The 15,916-nt window shown below is 37.0% G+C and carries 19 protein-coding genes and 1 tRNA gene; 19 read left to right on the top strand and 1 reads right to left on the bottom strand.

Annotated features, from left to right (window positions below; genetic code table 11):
* The first annotated feature begins 24 nt into the window (after positions 1-24).
* The 16 genes from sdhA to H9632_RS03945 all read left to right on the top strand — a co-directional run bounded on the left by sdhA (position 25) and on the right by H9632_RS03945 (position 13,212).
* Positions 25-1,770 carry a succinate dehydrogenase flavoprotein subunit gene (gene sdhA, locus H9632_RS04020; protein WP_191702820.1) on the top strand — a complete coding sequence of 582 codons (1,746 nt, stop codon included), beginning with the start codon at positions 25-27 and terminating at the stop codon, positions 1,768-1,770.
* A 16-nt stretch (positions 1,771-1,786) separates the two neighbouring features.
* Positions 1,787-2,563, top strand: coding sequence for a succinate dehydrogenase iron-sulfur subunit (gene sdhB, locus H9632_RS04015; protein ID WP_191702819.1), 777 nt, complete (start codon positions 1,787-1,789; stop codon positions 2,561-2,563).
* 195 nt (positions 2,564-2,758) lie between these two features.
* A complete protein-coding gene (locus H9632_RS04010) occupies positions 2,759-3,202 on the top strand; it encodes an acyl-CoA thioesterase (protein WP_191702818.1) in 444 nt (147 codons plus the stop codon).
* A gap of 69 nt (positions 3,203-3,271) precedes the next feature.
* Entirely contained in the window at positions 3,272-3,493 is a 222-nt protein-coding gene (locus tag H9632_RS04005) for a helix-turn-helix domain-containing protein (protein ID WP_191702817.1), read from the top strand.
* 73 nt (positions 3,494-3,566) lie between these two features.
* On the top strand, positions 3,567-4,010 hold the full coding sequence (locus H9632_RS04000) for a MarR family winged helix-turn-helix transcriptional regulator (protein ID WP_191702816.1): 444 nt from the start codon (positions 3,567-3,569) through the stop codon (positions 4,008-4,010).
* A gap of 16 nt (positions 4,011-4,026) precedes the next feature.
* Positions 4,027-4,827 (top strand): glutamate racemase, encoded by an 801-nt coding sequence (gene racE / locus H9632_RS03995; protein WP_191702815.1) that lies wholly within the window; start codon positions 4,027-4,029, stop codon positions 4,825-4,827.
* Positions 4,828-4,952: 125 nt separating this feature from the next.
* The gene (gene rph / locus H9632_RS03990) at positions 4,953-5,708 is read left to right on the top strand and encodes a ribonuclease PH (RefSeq protein ID WP_191702814.1); all 756 of its coding nucleotides are present in this window, start codon (positions 4,953-4,955) and stop codon (positions 5,706-5,708) included.
* Positions 5,705-6,298, top strand: a complete 594-nt coding sequence (locus H9632_RS03985; RefSeq protein WP_191702813.1) for an XTP/dITP diphosphatase — start codon at positions 5,705-5,707, stop codon at positions 6,296-6,298. Before rph ends, H9632_RS03985 begins: the two co-directional genes overlap by 4 nt.
* Before the next feature lie 114 nt (positions 6,299-6,412).
* A complete protein-coding gene (locus H9632_RS03980; protein ID WP_191702812.1) occupies positions 6,413-6,913 on the top strand; it encodes a metallophosphoesterase family protein in 501 nt (166 codons plus the stop codon).
* Between the two features lie 176 nt (positions 6,914-7,089).
* Positions 7,090-7,163, top strand: a tRNA-Arg gene (locus H9632_RS03975).
* Between the two features lie 410 nt (positions 7,164-7,573).
* On the top strand, positions 7,574-8,167 hold the full coding sequence (locus tag H9632_RS03970; protein WP_191702811.1) for a TetR family transcriptional regulator C-terminal domain-containing protein: 594 nt from the start codon (positions 7,574-7,576) through the stop codon (positions 8,165-8,167).
* 2 nt (positions 8,168-8,169) lie between these two features.
* Positions 8,170-8,868 carry an SGNH/GDSL hydrolase family protein gene (locus H9632_RS03965; RefSeq protein WP_191702810.1) on the top strand — a complete coding sequence of 233 codons (699 nt, stop codon included), beginning with the start codon at positions 8,170-8,172 and terminating at the stop codon, positions 8,866-8,868.
* Between the two features lie 43 nt (positions 8,869-8,911).
* Positions 8,912-9,730 carry an SDR family NAD(P)-dependent oxidoreductase gene (locus tag H9632_RS03960; RefSeq protein ID WP_225223668.1) on the top strand — a complete coding sequence of 273 codons (819 nt, stop codon included), beginning with the start codon at positions 8,912-8,914 and terminating at the stop codon, positions 9,728-9,730.
* 227 nt (positions 9,731-9,957) lie between these two features.
* Complete coding sequence (locus H9632_RS03955) at positions 9,958-11,100, top strand: cation:proton antiporter (RefSeq protein WP_191702808.1); 1,143 nt, start codon at positions 9,958-9,960, stop codon at positions 11,098-11,100.
* 204 nt (positions 11,101-11,304) lie between these two features.
* Positions 11,305-11,958 carry an SIMPL domain-containing protein gene (locus H9632_RS03950; RefSeq protein ID WP_191702807.1) on the top strand — a complete coding sequence of 218 codons (654 nt, stop codon included), beginning with the start codon at positions 11,305-11,307 and terminating at the stop codon, positions 11,956-11,958.
* 192 nt (positions 11,959-12,150) lie between these two features.
* Positions 12,151-13,212 carry a YkvI family membrane protein gene (locus H9632_RS03945; RefSeq protein WP_191702806.1) on the top strand — a complete coding sequence of 354 codons (1,062 nt, stop codon included), beginning with the start codon at positions 12,151-12,153 and terminating at the stop codon, positions 13,210-13,212.
* Between the two features lie 40 nt (positions 13,213-13,252).
* Here H9632_RS03945 and H9632_RS03940 read toward each other — a convergent pair whose 3' ends face one another.
* On the bottom strand, positions 13,253-13,588 hold the full coding sequence (locus tag H9632_RS03940) for a YwqH-like family protein (protein WP_191702805.1): 336 nt from the start codon (positions 13,586-13,588) through the stop codon (positions 13,253-13,255).
* Between the two features lie 305 nt (positions 13,589-13,893).
* Here H9632_RS03940 and H9632_RS03935 point away from each other — a divergent pair, with 305 nt between their 5' ends.
* The 3 genes from H9632_RS03935 to essB all read left to right on the top strand — a co-directional run bounded on the left by H9632_RS03935 (position 13,894) and on the right by essB (position 15,916).
* Complete coding sequence (locus H9632_RS03935; RefSeq protein WP_191700482.1) at positions 13,894-14,187, top strand: WXG100 family type VII secretion target; 294 nt, start codon at positions 13,894-13,896, stop codon at positions 14,185-14,187.
* 148 nt (positions 14,188-14,335) lie between these two features.
* The gene (locus H9632_RS03930) at positions 14,336-14,575 is read left to right on the top strand and encodes an EsaB/YukD family protein (RefSeq protein ID WP_191700481.1); all 240 of its coding nucleotides are present in this window, start codon (positions 14,336-14,338) and stop codon (positions 14,573-14,575) included.
* A gap of 12 nt (positions 14,576-14,587) precedes the next feature.
* Positions 14,588-15,916, top strand: a complete 1,329-nt coding sequence (essB, locus tag H9632_RS03925) for a type VII secretion protein EssB (protein WP_191702804.1) — start codon at positions 14,588-14,590, stop codon at positions 15,914-15,916.

Here is a 15,916-nt window from a genome sequence, read left to right as displayed (position 1 = left end):
ATTAATGAGGAGTGAGAAATAATCATGGCAAAGAGTAAAGTAATCGTCGTTGGTGGCGGTTTAGCAGGCTTAATGGCTACGATTAAAGCAGCTGAAGTTGGTACTGCAGTTGAATTATTCTCGTTAGTTCCCGTAAAACGTTCACACTCTGTATGTGCACAAGGCGGAATTAACGGAGCAGTAAATACAAAAGGTGAAGGGGATTCTCCATGGATCCACCTTGATGATACAGTATACGGTGGAGATTTCTTAGCGAACCAACCACCAGTTAAGGGTATGTGTGATGCAGCCCCTGGAATTATCCACTTAATGGACCGTATGGGTGTAATGTTCAACCGTACACCAGAAGGTTTACTTGACTTCCGTCGTTTCGGAGGTACGTTAATGCACCGTACAGCATTCTCAGGTGCTACAACAGGTCAACAATTATTATACGCACTAGATGAGCAAGTTCGTGCACAAGAAGTTGCTGGTTTAGTTACAAAATATGAGCACTGGGAATTCTTGGGTGCTGTTCTTGATGATGAAGGCGTTTGCCGAGGTATCGTAGCACAAGATTTAAAATCTGAAGAAATCCGTTCATTCCGCGGTGATGCTGTTATTATGGCAACTGGTGGACCTGGTATTATCTTCGGTAAAACAACGAACTCTGTAATTAACACAGGTTCTGCAGCATCAATTGTTTATCAACAAGGTGCAACATATTCAAATGGTGAAATGATCCAAATTCACCCAACAGCGATTCCTGGAGACGACAAAAACCGTCTAATGTCAGAATCTGCTCGTGGTGAAGGTGGACGTATATGGACTTATAAAGACGGTAAGCCATGGTACTTCTTAGAAGAAAAATATCCTGCTTACGGTAACTTAGTACCACGTGATATCGCTACACGTGAGATTTTTGATGTGTGTGTAAATCAAAAACTCGGTATTAATGGCGAAAACATGGTATACTTAGACCTATCCCACAAAGATCCACATGAATTAGATATTAAATTAGGTGGTATCATTGAAATCTACGAGAAATTCGTAGGGGATGACCCACGTAAATTACCGATGAAAATCTTCCCTGCAGTTCACTACTCAATGGGTGGATTATGGGTTGACTATGATCAAATGACTGAAATCCCGGGCTTATTTGCTGCGGGTGAATGTGATTACTCACAACATGGTGCAAACCGTTTAGGTGCTAACTCACTATTATCAGCAATTTACGGTGGTATGGTTGCTGGACCAAATGCTGTGAAGTACATTAAAGGACTTCAAAAGCATGCAGAAGACTTACCAGAAGAGATTTACTCTCGTCGCGTACAAGAAGAAACAGAAAAATGGGAAGCTATCTTAAATATGGATGGTACAGAAAACGCTTACTTACTTCATAAAGAGTTAGGTGAGTGGATGACTGACAACATGACTGTTGTACGTGTTAATTCAAAATTAGAAGAAACTTATGCGAAATTAACTGAGTTACAAGAGCGTTGGGAAAACATCAACATTAACGACACTCAAAAATGGTCGAATCAAGGTGCCCACTTCACTCGTCAGTTAAAGAACATGCTATATTTAGCTAAAGTTATGACTAAGGGTGCATTATTACGTAACGAATCTCGTGGTGCTCACTATAAGCCTGAATTCCCAGAACGTGATGATGAAAACTTCTTAAAAACAACTATGGCGAAGTTCGACCCTGTAACGGGCGAGCCAATTATTTCTTATGCAGAAGTAGACGTTTCGTTAATTCCACCACGTAAACGCGACTACTCAGCGTAGAAAGGGGAACTAAACAATGGAAACAGTAAGTACTGAAAGAACAGTTAAGTTAGAAATCGTTCGTCAAGATAGTGAGAACGGTGCTACACGTGTTGAGAAGTTTGAAGTTCCTTACCGTCCAGGTATGAACGTTATCTCTGCGCTAATGCATATTCAAAAATACCCTGTTACTGCTGACGGTCAAAAAACGACACCGGTAACTTGGGATATGAACTGTTTAGAAGAAGTTTGTGGTGCATGTTCAATGGTTATTAACGGGCGTCCACAACAATCTTGTTCAGCATTAGTAGATAAATTAACTCAACCAATTCGCCTAGAGCCAATGAAAACTTTCCCGGTTGTACGTGACTTACAAGTAGATCGTGAGCGCATGTTCAATGCACTTAAGAAAGTTAAAGCATGGGTGCCAATCGATGGTACTTATGATTTAGGTGAAGGTCCACGTATGCCAGAACGTAAACGTCAATGGGCTTATGAGCTATCTAAATGTATGACTTGTGGTGTTTGTATGGAAGCATGTCCAAACGTGTCTGAAAAAGCTTCATTCATGGGTCCAGCACCATTATCACAAGTTCGTTTATTCAACACTCACCCAACTGGTGCAATGAATAAAGACGAGCGTTTAGCAGCAATTATGGGCGACGGTGGTCTTGCAAACTGTGGTAACTCTCAAAACTGTGTAGCTGCTTGTCCAAAAGGGATTCCTTTAACAACATCTATCGCTGCACTTAACCGTGCGACAACAGTTCAAATGTTCAAGAACTTCTTTGGTTCAGACCATATGGTTGACTAATAGAATAGATTTAAAAGACTCCCGCTTTGGTGGGGGTCTTTTTTTTATATAAAACTATCTGCTAAACAGTAACTCTTGTAAGAAAAATTCCCTATAACCGTTATCTCGTATTTATTCAAAATTACACATTATGCTATAATGAATGCATATTCATTATCAGGGGATGATGATTTATTTAAAAAGGGGGATATTTTTATGCGAGCTACATATATTCAAGACGTGAAAGAATGGGTGTCAGGATTTTCTTTTTCAACAAAAGTACGTATTCGTTTTTCCGAAACCGACATGTTTGGCCATGTAAATAATACGAAGGTATTTGCCTATTTTGAGTATGCGAGAATTGAATATTTTAAAGCAATGGGATTTAATTTCACAGGCGAAACAGAGGGTCAAAATATGTTTGTCGTTGCAGATATACAATGCGACTATTTGAAGGAAGTATTTTTTGACGAGGAATTGACAATCTTCGTAAAAACGGCATCAATTGGTACATCATCGTTGGATTTGCATTATATGGTGAAAAATGAAAAAGATGAAGTATGCTATACAGGGCGCGGAACGCTTGTACAATTGAATCATAATACGGGGAAAGGTGTCCCTTTATTAGAGGAGCAAAAAAAATTATTGCTTGGGAAATAGTTAAATGCCCTCACCTGCTTTGTATATTCGACATAATGTACAAGGAAGAGGATAGGAGGGTGTTGCAAAATGAATCGTCCGCAGCATCGTTCGCTGTTAACAAAAAGAGAACGTGAAATTTTTGAGCTTTTAATAAAGGACTATTCAACTCGGGAAATATCAGTAAAGTTAGGTATTAGTGAGAAAACTGTTAGGAATCATATTTCCAATACGATTCAAAAGCTGGGTGTATCAAGTCGTACGCAAGCAATTCTTGAGTTGTTACGTCTTCAGGAATTGTCGATATACTGATTGAAGACTTGCTATTTCACAAAAAAAACCTCAAAATAGAACTATGAAACGCATCGAGGAGTGAATGGAGTAGATGAAAGATAACAGCACACATAGCTCTGAATCTGTAGCAATCCTAGAAAAAGAATTAAGATATATATCCCACTTAATCAAACAAAAAGGTCGCGAAATACTAAGCAATTATACAATTACCCCACCGCAGTTTATTGCATTGCAATGGCTGCATGAATCTGGTGATATGACGATTGGTGACTTGTCGACGAAGATGTATCTAGCTTTTTCGACAACGACAGATTTAGTAGACCGGATGGAAAAAAATGAATTGGTACAACGTGTGCGTGACGAAAATGATCGCCGTGTTGTACGTATTCATCTTTTATCAGAAGGCGAACGAATTATTCAAGAAGTAATTCTTAAGCGTCAAGACTATTTACGGGATATTACAGAGGAATTTACCGAAGAAGAATTCGAGCAATTATCACGAACTTTACAAAAACTACATTTATTAATGAAATAGGATAGAGGCGGTACAAGTGAATGCCCCAATTGGTGTAATCGATTCTGGAGTTGGCGGTTTAACAGTGGCAAAAGCGATTATGGAGCTTTTGCCAAATGAAACAATATACTATATAGGTGATACGGCGCGCTGTCCATATGGACCTCGCACGAAACAAGAGGTACGTAATTTTACATGGCAAATGGCAAAAGTGCTTGAAAAGAAGAATGTAAAAATGCTTGTCATAGCATGTAATACTGCGACAGCCGTTGCATTAGAGAGTTTACAAAAGCATATGCCATTTCCTGTTCTAGGTGTAATTAATGCTGGGGCACGAGCTGCAATAAAAAAGACAAAGCGCAATGAAGTTGTAGTACTCGCAACAGAAGGCACGATTAAGAGTGGTGCATACGAACAGGCAGTAAAATCGTTAGCTACTAAAGCCACGATTATTCCACTTGCCTGTCCAACATTTGTTCCTCTTGTTGAAAGTGGCGAATATGAAGGACAATTTTCATACGATCTTGTCGCAAAAGGGTTAAAGCCATTGGAAGATGAGCGATTTGATACAGTCATTTTAGGCTGCACACATTACCCTATTTTACAAAAGCAAATAGAAGCAGCTGTTGGTCCACATGTTCATGTTTTGTCATCTGCTGAAGAAACGGCCAAAGATGTCGAAGCGATTTTAAGCTATAAAGGGCAGCTGCGTACAGATGCCGAACCACCGAAACATATTTTACATGCGTCCGGTTCTGTTCCAATTTTCCGTTCAATTGCAGAACGCTGGTTGGAGAATGACGAATTGGATATACGCAAAATTACATTTGAAAAGTAATTGAAGGCTCAGATTAGGCATTTTGTCTAATTTGGGCCTTTTTCCTTCTCTGTCCTGCATTTACGCTTTTGACCGTTCTGAAAGTGTGTTAAGATAAGTGCGCGAACAAATTGAGGAGGTCACGAATGACTAGACATGACTTACGAGCTGTGAATGAATTACGTCCAGTTCAAATTGAAAATAACTATTTAATGCATCCTGAAGGCTCGGTACTAATTACGGTTGGACAAACGAAAGTAATTTGTACAGCTACGATTGAAGAAAGAGTACCAGGTTTTTTACGTGGACAAGGTAAAGGCTGGATTACGGCTGAATATTCAATGCTACCACGCGCTACAGAGCAACGCACACGCCGTGAAAGCTCTGCAGGGAAGGTTAGTGGTCGCACAATGGAAATTCAACGCTTAATCGGCCGAGCATTACGCGCTGTCGTGGATTTAGAAGCATTGGGCGAAAGAACAGTTTGGATTGACTGTGATGTAATTCAAGCAGATGGTGGTACTCGTACTGCATCGATTACAGGGGCATTTGTAGCAATGTCACAAGCAATTGCCAAACTAGCTGCTGAAAAACCTTTCGTAAAATTTCCTGTAACGGACTATTTAGCGGCTACAAGTGTGGGCAAATTAGCTGAAATCGGTGCAGTATTGGATTTAAATTACGTAGAGGACTCAGCTGCCCAAGTCGATATGAATGTTATCATGACGGGTGCTGGCGAATTTGTTGAATTACAAGGTACTGGAGAGGAATCGACATTTACGCGTTCAGAGCTAAATGAAATGCTGGATTTAGGCGAATCAGGAATTTCGGAATTGATTGTTATTCAAAAAAATGCTTTAGGTGAAATCGCACAACTGATTGGAAAGGTGGAACCAAAATGAAACAGGTAGTCATTGCAACGAAAAACAAAGGGAAAGCAAAAGACTTTGAAGCGTTGTTTGAACCATTCGGCTATAAGGTTGTTACAATGTTTGATGTAGCACCTGATGTGGAAATTGAAGAAACAGGAACAACATTTGAAGAGAATGCGATTTTAAAGGCTGAAACATTAGCCAACTTATTAGGTCAAATGGTGATTGCAGATGACAGTGGTTTAGCTATCGATGCATTAAACGGTGAACCGGGTGTGTATTCTGCACGCTATGCAGGTGATCATGACGATGAAGCGAACATGGTAAAAGTACTGAAAAACATGAAAGATGTACCAGAAGAACAGCGTACAGCCCGTTTTTGTTGCGCATTAGCGATTGCAGGTCCTAATATGGAGACTAAAACGGTATTTGGTACATGTGAAGGTGTAATTGCGCACGAGAAGAAGGGAACTAACGGCTTTGGTTATGACCCGATTTTTTATGTGCCTGCTTTAGAGAAGCATATGGCCGAACTTTCAGCCGAAGAAAAAGGCGCTATATCGCACCGTGGTAATGCGATTCGCAAGCTTGCTTTACAGTTAGCAGAATTTCTAAAATAAGTGGTGTTTATCTTGCATTGTCATCTATTATAAAAAGAATTGTGCCATAACGATTGAATTTTTGATTCTTTCCTGTCACACTATGTATATAAATGGAAAGGATGTGGTTGCGAAATGAAGCTATTAATAATGAGTGATACACATGGTGACGAGGATATCATTGAACGTGTAAAGGGCTACCATCCAGACGCATATAAAATAATCCATTGTGGTGATAGTGAATTACCGTATGCCCATCCATCGATGCAAGAAATTGAGCGTGTGAAAGGTAACTGTGACAATGACCCAAACTATTTAGAGGAGATTTTATTCCAAATAAATAGCGACCGTGTGTATGTGACACATGGCCATTTATATGATGTGAAAAACTCTCCGATGAAGCTTGTTTATCGGGCTCAGGAGGTTGGTGCCCAAATCGTGTGTTTCGGTCATTCGCATGTGTTAACCGCTGAGTATATAGAAGATACTTTGTTTATTAATCCAGGTAGCTTATTGAAGCCCCGGCGCATTAAAGAAAAATCTTTTGTTACATTAACAATTACTGCAACACATTTTACTTTAGATTGCTATGATGATAATAATAATTTAATCGATCAATTGTTTTTTGAACGATAGATAAAGATGTGAAGCCTTTTTATCAAGGGGGGGGCTTCACTTTTTTATAGAGTCTTCTGGAAAGTGAATTTATTTTAGTTGAATAATAATTTTTATGGAATTGGTTGTTGACTTTCTAGTTAATGTACCATATAATAAAAATTGTCTTTAATACCAATTACGTTATTAAAGCAGTTGTCTCCATAGCTCAGCTGGATAGAGCACACGCCTTCTAAGCGTGCGGTCGTAGGTTCGAATCCTACTGGGGACGTATCTAATTTATGCGCTATAAATCGCAACAAAAAAACCTTCTAACAAAATGTTAGGAGGTTTTTTTGCGTTTAATATAACAATCTTTTTTATGCTTAAATAATTCCAAAAACATTATCTTATCTATCCGCTGTAACTGAAATATCTTCATTAATTAAAATGAATGTATCTCTAATTCTTATATAACTTTCAACAGCTTAATCTAGGTCCTGATCTTCTTCAAATATCTCTTCATTAACGTTTTTTTTTGAAGAATTCTTGAGATTAAAATGCTGAAGTTACCGGAGCCTAAATGAAAATGTTAATATTTAAAATTTTGTGAATTTATTAGTTTTACAATATATTTTCCGTTTAATGGAATATAATGAATTAGAACGGTCGTTCAATTCTTATGAAGAGGTTTGAGGTACTTTGAACAAAAGACGATATAACAGTGAAAAGGCTAAACGTGACATTATTGAAAAGGCAACTTTAATATTCTCACAAAAAGGATACAATCAGGCTTCTGTCCAAGAAATATCAAAAGCTTCCGGATATAGCAAAGGGCACATATATTATCATTTTGAAAATAAAGAAAAGCTATTCGTTTTACTAGCACAAAATACAATGCAAGATTGGTATACAAAATGGGCAGTGAAGGAATCCTCATATTCCACAGCAACTGAAAAGCTTTATGGAATTGGCAAACACGTCCTATATAACTATCAAACACCTTTATTAAAAGGCGGGCAAGAACTTGCCTCAAATCCAGCTTCTAGTTTGGAATCTATTAAAGCATTACATGATTTAGCGGTTATTCCGATGGGTGTTTATCGTGCAATACTTCAAGAAGGAGTGGAAAACGGAGAATTTGAAGAAGGAAATATTAATGAGTGGACCATACTTATCGGTACATGGTTAGGGGGATTATGTCAGTTAACAAATACTCAGGATTTACACTCACTTGAACCACTTTTTATTCAGGCCGTTACAATATTTTTAGCTTCTATTAAGAGGAGGATATAGAAATGAAAATTGCTTTAATTGGTGACAGTTTAACTGAAGGTCGTCCAGGGGTTTCTTTTCATACGCTATTAGAAGATAGGTTTCCGAACATCACTTTCGTTAACCTTGGTAAACCGGGGGAAACAGTGAAAAGTTTATATACACGCCTTTTAGATAAAAATTTAGAGGGAAATTATGATCTTTCTTTCCTTTGGATTGGCGTAAATGATGTCTATTCAAAATTGTTGAGTGTTCAAGCGCAACCCGTAGCGAAAGATAATGATGAATTTCAAGCCTATTATGAGAAAGTATTAGAGCTAGTTATTGCATCATCAAAGAAGGTTGTGACAGTTACCCCTGCATTAGTTGGTGAAAATATTGATAATGCTCCTAATAAAGAAATTAAAGAACTGAATCAGCTTATCCAATCCTTAGTACTTAAACAGAGCAATGTCAGTTTTCTAGATATCCAATCCGTTTTTTTTAATAATCTTTCGACAGTGAATAGCTCGGATTACATCAGTACAAAAGTATTGAGTGTTATGGTCGACGTTCTCTTTTATAACAAACCTTCAAGAATAGATAAGAAATCAAAAAAACGTGGTTTGCAACTTACATTAGATGGTATACATCTTAATAGTACGGGTGCGCAGCTTGTTGCAGACATTTATACATCTGAAATAGAGCAGTTGCTTAAAAACAGCCAACAAGAGGTTCAGTAAATCGATTTAGGCTTGGAGGTGTTAAATATAGGAGGGCTTAGTGATGAATAGAAAAGTTGCGGTAGTTACAGGTGGTGCTTCAGGTATAGGTAGGGCGATATGCTGTGAACTAGTTCGACATAATATATTTGTAATCATATCCGATATTAATGAAGAAGCAGGCAGGCTTTTTGAAGAAAATCTGAACAGTGTATCGGTAAAAGCGAGGTATGTTTATTTAGATGTCACTAAGTATGATTGTGTAGAGCGGCTACTAACAGATATATATAATGAATTTGGGCGTATAGATTATCTTTTTAATAATGCTGGTATCGCTATGTACGGTGAACTTTTTGATTTGACGATAGAGGACTGGAAAGAGATTATGGATGTTAATCTTTGGGGAGTCATTAATGGAACCCAGGTGGGCTATAACCTCATGAAAAAACAAGGATTCGGTCATATTGTGAACACCGCCTCGGCAGCAGGTTTAGGACCTTCTCCAGTATCTACAGCCTATGCGACTACGAAACATGCAGTTGTAGGCTTAACTACTTCGCTTCATTATGAAGCAGAAGAATTCGGTATTAAAGTAAGTGCACTTTGTCCTACGTTTGTTGATACCCCTATTTTTGAAGAAGCTAAAGCAATTAATATCAATAAATCCATTATATTAAAACAGCTAAAAAAGCAAAAAATGATGTCTCCTGAAAAGCTTGCTAAAATTGCAATAAGTGGCATTCATAGAAACAATCCCATAATCTGTCCGATGCCAATGCGTCGAACGATGGATATTTTTTTCACGCTTTTTCCATCAGCACATAAAGTAATGATGAGGTTAGTTTGTAAAGTGAGTAGGAAAGCTAGGATTCTTGAGAATTGAAGAGTCAAAAACTAAGATATTTTGCGACTTTGAACTGCTAAATTCACTTTAACACTGTCGAATTGTGTAAAATGATTGTGAAAAAGAAATAATCAGTACTTGCAATTAAAATGGCTAATATATTAATATATAAATAGGAACAATAAATTTAATAAATGCAAGACAAGGTGGAGTCGTAGTCAGCTACGGCACCGCCTTGTCTTTTTTGCATTTGAAAGGGGAAATTTATGTTTATTTTACAAATTGTTATTATTTTATTTGCTACAAAATTGGCAGGGCACTTAGCTGCTAGGTTAGGCCAACCATCAGTATTGGGAAAAATAATTGTTGGTATCATTCTAGGGCCGGCTTTACTTGGTTGGATTCACGATACAGAATTATTAGCGGTATTTAGTCAAATTGGAGTTTTATTATTAATGTTTTTGGCAGGACTTGAAACAGATCTTCAGGAAATGAATAAAAATAAAAAGGCAGCGATATATGTTGCATTAGGCGGTATTATTTTACCGATTATTTTAGGTTACGCGGGAGCCCAATACTACGGAATGTCTGCAGGAGAATCTATTTTTATTGGACTATTGCTTTCTGCTACATCTGTAAGTATATCTGTTCAAGCAATGCGTGAACTAGGCTGGTTAAATAGTAAAGAAGGTTCAACGTTACTGGGCGCTGCTGTATTGGATGATATAGTAGTCGTAATTTTAATTGCCATAGCAATGAGTTTCTTTGCAGGTTCGGATACGAATATTGGATTATTAATAGGGAAAAAAATACTGTTCTTTGCAATTTTAATCGTACTTGCAAAATGGTTTATTCCACATTTTATTCGTGCATTTAAGAAATTTAGAGTAACAGAATCAATATTGAGTGCAGGTTTGATTATTTGCTTTGGTTTATCGTACTTTGCAGAATTTTTAGGTATAGCGGGAATTATCGGTGCATTCTTTGCCGGTATTGCCATTGCACAAACGGAATTTAGAAAAGAAATTGAGCACAAAGTTGAACCAATCGCGTATGGAATTTTTGTACCGTTCTTCTTTGTTAGTATCGGATTAGCGGTATCATTCGATGGTATTGGGAATCAAATTGGGTTTATAGTCGTATTTTCAATTATTGCAGTTGTTTCCAAATTTGTTGGTTCAGGGTTAGGTGCCAAATTAGCTGGTTTCAATACGAAATCATCGATGGGTGTTGGTGCAGGAATGGTTTCCCGAGGTGAGGTTGCACTTATATTGGCTGCAATGGGACTTGAAGGGGGATTACTACCGGCAAATTATTATACTTCCGTGATTATCGTCATTATTGTAACGACAATTGTTACTCCGCCTTTACTAAAAGCAATTTTTGGCAAGAGAATTGTCATAGAGTAAGAAGAGGACGGGACATAATTAGGCCGTGCCCGTGGAAAGAGTAGTCAAAACGAAAAACAATTATCCCACAAAATACAATTTTTCTCTCCGGAGAAAAATTGTATTTTTATTTTGACCCACCCGGATTAAAAAGATCAGAAATTAAAATGAATTAATACTTACTCGCATAGTATGTTAAAAAACATTAGAAGAAAGGTGGGAGGTATGTATTATCCACAAATGAAGTATCAGCCATTACCTACTTCACGGGAAATGACAGTATCGGGTAATGGAGAAATTATGGTTCAACCAGATTATGCGCAAATTCAAATTGAAGTGCGTACAGAAGGGGATAACGTCAGTTCTGCTCAACATGAAAATGCGATTATTATGAATCGGGTTATTGAATCGCTCTTGAATTTGAATATTCGAAGAGATGAAATCCAAACGTCAGCTTATAATATATTCCCAACCTATGACTATATTGATGGAAAACAAGTATTAAGAGGATATGAAGTTCAAAATGCAATTACTGTAAAAATAGTGGATATTAATCAAGTTGGTACGGTTATCGATACAGCGACACGAAATGGGGCGAACCATGTATCGGGCATACAATTCAAAATAGAGCACGTAGATACTTACTATCGTCAGGCACTTCAGTATGCCCTGATTGACGCGTTAGGTAAAGCAAAATCCATGGCTGAAACGATGCATGCAACTTTAGAACCGTTACCTATAGAAATAATTGAAGAGACAAATACTGCTACTCCTATTCCATACAAAATGCTTCAACTAAGTAACCAACAGGCTGTTACACCGATTGAATCCGGATTGATAACAGTAACAGCTACTGTAAAAGTCAAATTTCAGTATTAGTGCAGTAAGTTAGATATTCTGATTTTAAGTTCCGATTTCAAGCAAATAAAAAATAGACATGAACCAAACTGTTAAGAACTTTTTCAGTTTGGTTTTTATTTTGTATTGCTTATTCTTTCATGTAAAAGCATGATTGGATCCTTTGTATACATAAAGTAACAATGATAAAAAGTGAAATAAAGAAGGTGCGTATTGAAAAAGAGTATACAAATTGCAGGTACATTTGTCAGTTTGGTAGTCGGTGCAGGTTTTGCTTCTGGACAGGAGATTATGCAGTACTTTACAAGCTTTGGACTAGTTAGTGTGTTTGGTTGTATTGTTGCAGCGATCATTTTTGCTTTCTTAGGCATGACACTTGCGCAAATCGGATCGGATTTGCAGACGACTTCCCATAAGGAGGGCATTCATTACATTGGCGGTCGTGCTTTTGGTCCGGTACTGGATTTATTAATTTCTATTGTATTATTTGGTATTGCGATTGTTATGTTCGCGGGTGCAGGAGCTACATTTAATCAAATGTATAATATGGAGCCGTCATTTGGAAGTATGCTAATGACTCTTGCAGTAGTTTTTACACTTTTACTAAATGCGAATAGCATCATCAACATGATTGCGGCATTAATGCCATATTTACTGGGCGTTATTTTTATTCTTTTGATTTATTCTTTATTTACAGTCGATTACTCAATAAGCGAGCTGAATATCCTAGCAAAAAAACAGCAATCTGCAAGCTCTCATTGGCTAACGAGCGCGGTATTGTATGTTTCATATAATATTGCTGCAGGGGCGGCCATGCTTATTCTAATGGGAGGAACGACAAAAGACAGAAAAGCTGCAAGAAGGGGTGGCGCTTTAGGAGGGGGAGTACTTGGCTTATTAATATTGCTCATTAATTTAGCTCTTTTTGCGAAAATGGATATTGTGGCAGGCGTGGATATGCCAACGCTTGAGCTAGCAAAACAAATTCATCCAACAGTAGGGAATATTATGTCCATCGTTTTACTAGCAATGATATACAGTACAGCGGTAGGCACACTATATATACTGGCAGTACGAATTGTAAAGAAAGAAAATTTAATGATGAAAATCATTGTGATACTACTTAGTTTAGTAGGTTTTGCAGCTAGCCTCATTGGCTTTACAACATTAGTCGGTAAATTGTATACCATTATGGGCTACCTCGGGATGGTGTTAATAGTGGCTATTGTATTGGCGCAAGTACGTATCTTACGTACCAACAAGAGAAAAACATAAAAACTAAAATGCAGAATTCCTCAGCTGGTAAATTTAACTCTTATATTGCTGCTTCAAGGCGGGCAATGATAGCTCGAATTGATTCGATTTCTTGACGGATTTTCTCCATCATGTCCAACAGTGCAGCAAATACGTTATTCAATTGTATATTTTGTATAGCTTCATAGCTGTTGAGAATTCCGTTGTTTCGAATATCATCAAATCGTGTTGCTAAACTCCCATTCCATGCCATTGTTGTTAATTCAGGTTTTGTCATAAGGTACTTATTGTTGGAAAATTCATTTTGCTTTCCTGTTAATTGACTATTGCACGTTTCCAAACGGTTTAAATGACTTTGCTTTTTATTCAACTCAGAATACCAATATCCTAACGACATTTCGTCACCTCATAATCTATTAGTTTTTGCGGATTAGCTTTTTAACTTAACTATTTTAGTTAATTTTAAGTTCTAAAATATGACTCCGATTTGGACTATACCTCATTAATATATCACAATTAAAAAATCTTAAACTGATATAGTTTGCTTATTTTATTAAATTAAAATTAGTATAAAACTCCTTTTTTACACAAATCTTGTTGACCTTGTTATTTTTTGGTTTATAAAATTAAAATACGGGTATTAAATTGCAGGATATATTTTACAATTTATACCTAAATAAACAAGAAAAAGGAGAGAATTTTATGTCAGGAATTATTCGTGTAACCCCAGCTGAGTTAGAAGCAATGTCCAATCGTTATGGAACTGAAAGTGCACAGGTTGAAGAGCAAATTTCACGATTAGATAATATGATTCAAGAATTACAGTCTATGTGGGAAGGTGAATCAAGTCGAGCCTTTGCAGATCAATACACGACTTTACGTCCATCAATTCAAGATATGCAACGACTTTTACAGGATGTATCTGTACAACTGAAAAATACTGCACATGCTCTTGCAGATGCAGATCGTCAAATTGCAGGGCAAATTCGCAGTTAAGTTTCATCTAGAATTAAGATTTAAAGAGCGTCGTATTCAGATGAAGGCGCTCTTTTCATTTGCTGGACAGTTTTGTTTTTGTTCCCTATAAATCGTCTTTCACTTTGAATTAGTCAACCTTACTTTGATTGAATGAGGTGAATATAAAATGTACATAGAGGTATCTATAGACTTAAAAAACTATAGCGAGGAGTGTTTTGATTTACGTCTGTCAAATTCCTATTCAGTCAAAGAGTTGGTCAATATTGTTTGGCAGGCAAAGTCAATAACATATCCTCCAAAGGAAGGTTATTGGATTCGAATTGTAAATAAACAAACCGTATTATCCGGAAATGACCTATTGGCAAATAGTGGTGTTACTACAGGTGATCGACTAGAAATCTTGTAAGGAGTCAAGCAGATGTCAAAAAAGAAACTATCCTATTTAGAAAAGCAATTAGAGGCTATCCTCAAGTTTGAACAAGATGAGATCACAATTACTTTTCAAAAAGAAAAAATAAAACTAGCAAATGAAATAGAAATTGCACTATTACAAGAACATAACCCTTTCATAAATAAAAGTATCACTTTAACAGATGATGAATTAATTTTCACCTATAAAAAAGAATCAAATTATATGACTTTTGGAGAATTGCGGAAATTAAAAGAACTAAGTCGCTGGATGTTTGCTTCACAAGTTTTAAAAGTGCAAAGCCGCCATTCATTTAACCGGCTCCACCTTATTGTATGCCCGGAAAATGTATTAATCGATGAAAGCTTAATGCCATATTTTCTACATTACGGGGTGAAGGAAAGCATTCCTCCCTATGAAAAAGACAGTAACCGAATTTGGAATGAAACGAAAGCGCTTATTGCTGCTGCAATTGATCCTAAATATACATTCGAACAATATATTCAGTTCTCTCAATCTATTGAACTTAGTCCCATTGCTGAAAAGGTAATGAGTGCTAAGGATGAAAATGAACTAAATGATACGATAAAAAAACAAATAATTCTACTGAAAAATGAAGAAAAAAAGCTAGTAACAGTTTCAAAAACAAAATGGAGCTGGGTACGTTACGGTATTGCAGGTCTTTTATTCGCACTTATACCTCTAGGAGCATATACAGGATATTCGGCACTAGTGCTTCAACCTCGTCAAGAAGCTTTTGTGGAGGTTCAGAATTCCTATCTTCAAGGAGATTATAGTGAAGTAATTAATAGACTGACAAATTATGATATTGAGCATATGCCTAAAGTTATACAGTATGAGCTATCGCTTGCTTATATCGTAAATGAAACATTGACCGAGGAGCAGAAAGAAAATGTCTTAAAGACAATAACGCTGCAGACAGATCCAAATTATTTTAAATATTGGATTTATATTGGCCGTGGACAGGCAGAGGAAGCATTAGCCTTAGCACGACAACTCGAGGATTTGGATTTAATAATGCTAGCTTTACTGCATTATGAGGAAACTGTAAAAGGAAACCTCGATCTGGAAAGTGAAGAACGAGAGCAGTTACTAGATAAAATTCAAACTGAAAAAGAGGAAGTAACGGAACAGCTTGAACAATTAAAAGAAGAACTCGAAATAGAGGAAGCAAGTTCCAGTAATAAAGATTCAACCAAAAATGAGGAAATAAAGTCTGAAAAACCAAGCACCAACAAACCAACCGCAGAGGAAAATAAGGAAGACAATGCGGGTTCTACAGATGCAGAAAGCGCGGATAATTCAACAGAAGAATAA

Source organism: Solibacillus merdavium (assembly GCF_014836935.1).
Classification (GTDB): Bacteria; Bacillota; Bacilli; order Bacillales_A; family Planococcaceae; genus Solibacillus; species Solibacillus ferritrahens.
Note: the sequence above shows the minus strand (reverse complement) of the source record. Positions and strands in the feature narration are given on the sequence as shown.

Excerpts from the sequence above, each read along its gene's own strand:
- H9632_RS03965 (WP_191702810.1), top strand. The coding sequence starts at position 8,170 with ATGAAAATTGCTTTAATTGGTGACAGTTTAACTGAAGGTCGTCCAGGG.
- rph (WP_191702814.1), top strand. The coding sequence starts at position 4,953 with ATGACTAGACATGACTTACGAGCTGTGAATGAATTACGTCCAGTTCAA.
- H9632_RS04005 (WP_191702817.1), top strand. The coding sequence starts at position 3,272 with ATGAATCGTCCGCAGCATCGTTCGCTGTTAACAAAAAGAGAACGTGAA.
- essB (WP_191702804.1), top strand. The coding sequence starts at position 14,588 with ATGTCAAAAAAGAAACTATCCTATTTAGAAAAGCAATTAGAGGCTATC.
- H9632_RS03950 (WP_191702807.1), top strand. The coding sequence starts at position 11,305 with ATGTATTATCCACAAATGAAGTATCAGCCATTACCTACTTCACGGGAA.
- H9632_RS04000 (WP_191702816.1), top strand. The coding sequence starts at position 3,567 with ATGAAAGATAACAGCACACATAGCTCTGAATCTGTAGCAATCCTAGAA.
- sdhB (WP_191702819.1), top strand. The coding sequence starts at position 1,787 with ATGGAAACAGTAAGTACTGAAAGAACAGTTAAGTTAGAAATCGTTCGT.
- H9632_RS03930 (WP_191700481.1), top strand. The coding sequence starts at position 14,336 with ATGTACATAGAGGTATCTATAGACTTAAAAAACTATAGCGAGGAGTGT.
- sdhA (WP_191702820.1), top strand. The coding sequence starts at position 25 with ATGGCAAAGAGTAAAGTAATCGTCGTTGGTGGCGGTTTAGCAGGCTTA.
- H9632_RS03980 (WP_191702812.1), top strand. The coding sequence starts at position 6,413 with ATGAAGCTATTAATAATGAGTGATACACATGGTGACGAGGATATCATT.
- H9632_RS03955 (WP_191702808.1), top strand. The coding sequence starts at position 9,958 with ATGTTTATTTTACAAATTGTTATTATTTTATTTGCTACAAAATTGGCA.
- H9632_RS03985 (WP_191702813.1), top strand. The coding sequence starts at position 5,705 with ATGAAACAGGTAGTCATTGCAACGAAAAACAAAGGGAAAGCAAAAGAC.
- H9632_RS03960 (WP_225223668.1), top strand. The coding sequence starts at position 8,912 with ATGAATAGAAAAGTTGCGGTAGTTACAGGTGGTGCTTCAGGTATAGGT.
- H9632_RS04010 (WP_191702818.1), top strand. The coding sequence starts at position 2,759 with ATGCGAGCTACATATATTCAAGACGTGAAAGAATGGGTGTCAGGATTT.
- H9632_RS03935 (WP_191700482.1), top strand. The coding sequence starts at position 13,894 with ATGTCAGGAATTATTCGTGTAACCCCAGCTGAGTTAGAAGCAATGTCC.
- H9632_RS03940 (WP_191702805.1), bottom strand. The coding sequence starts at position 13,588 with ATGTCGTTAGGATATTGGTATTCTGAGTTGAATAAAAAGCAAAGTCAT.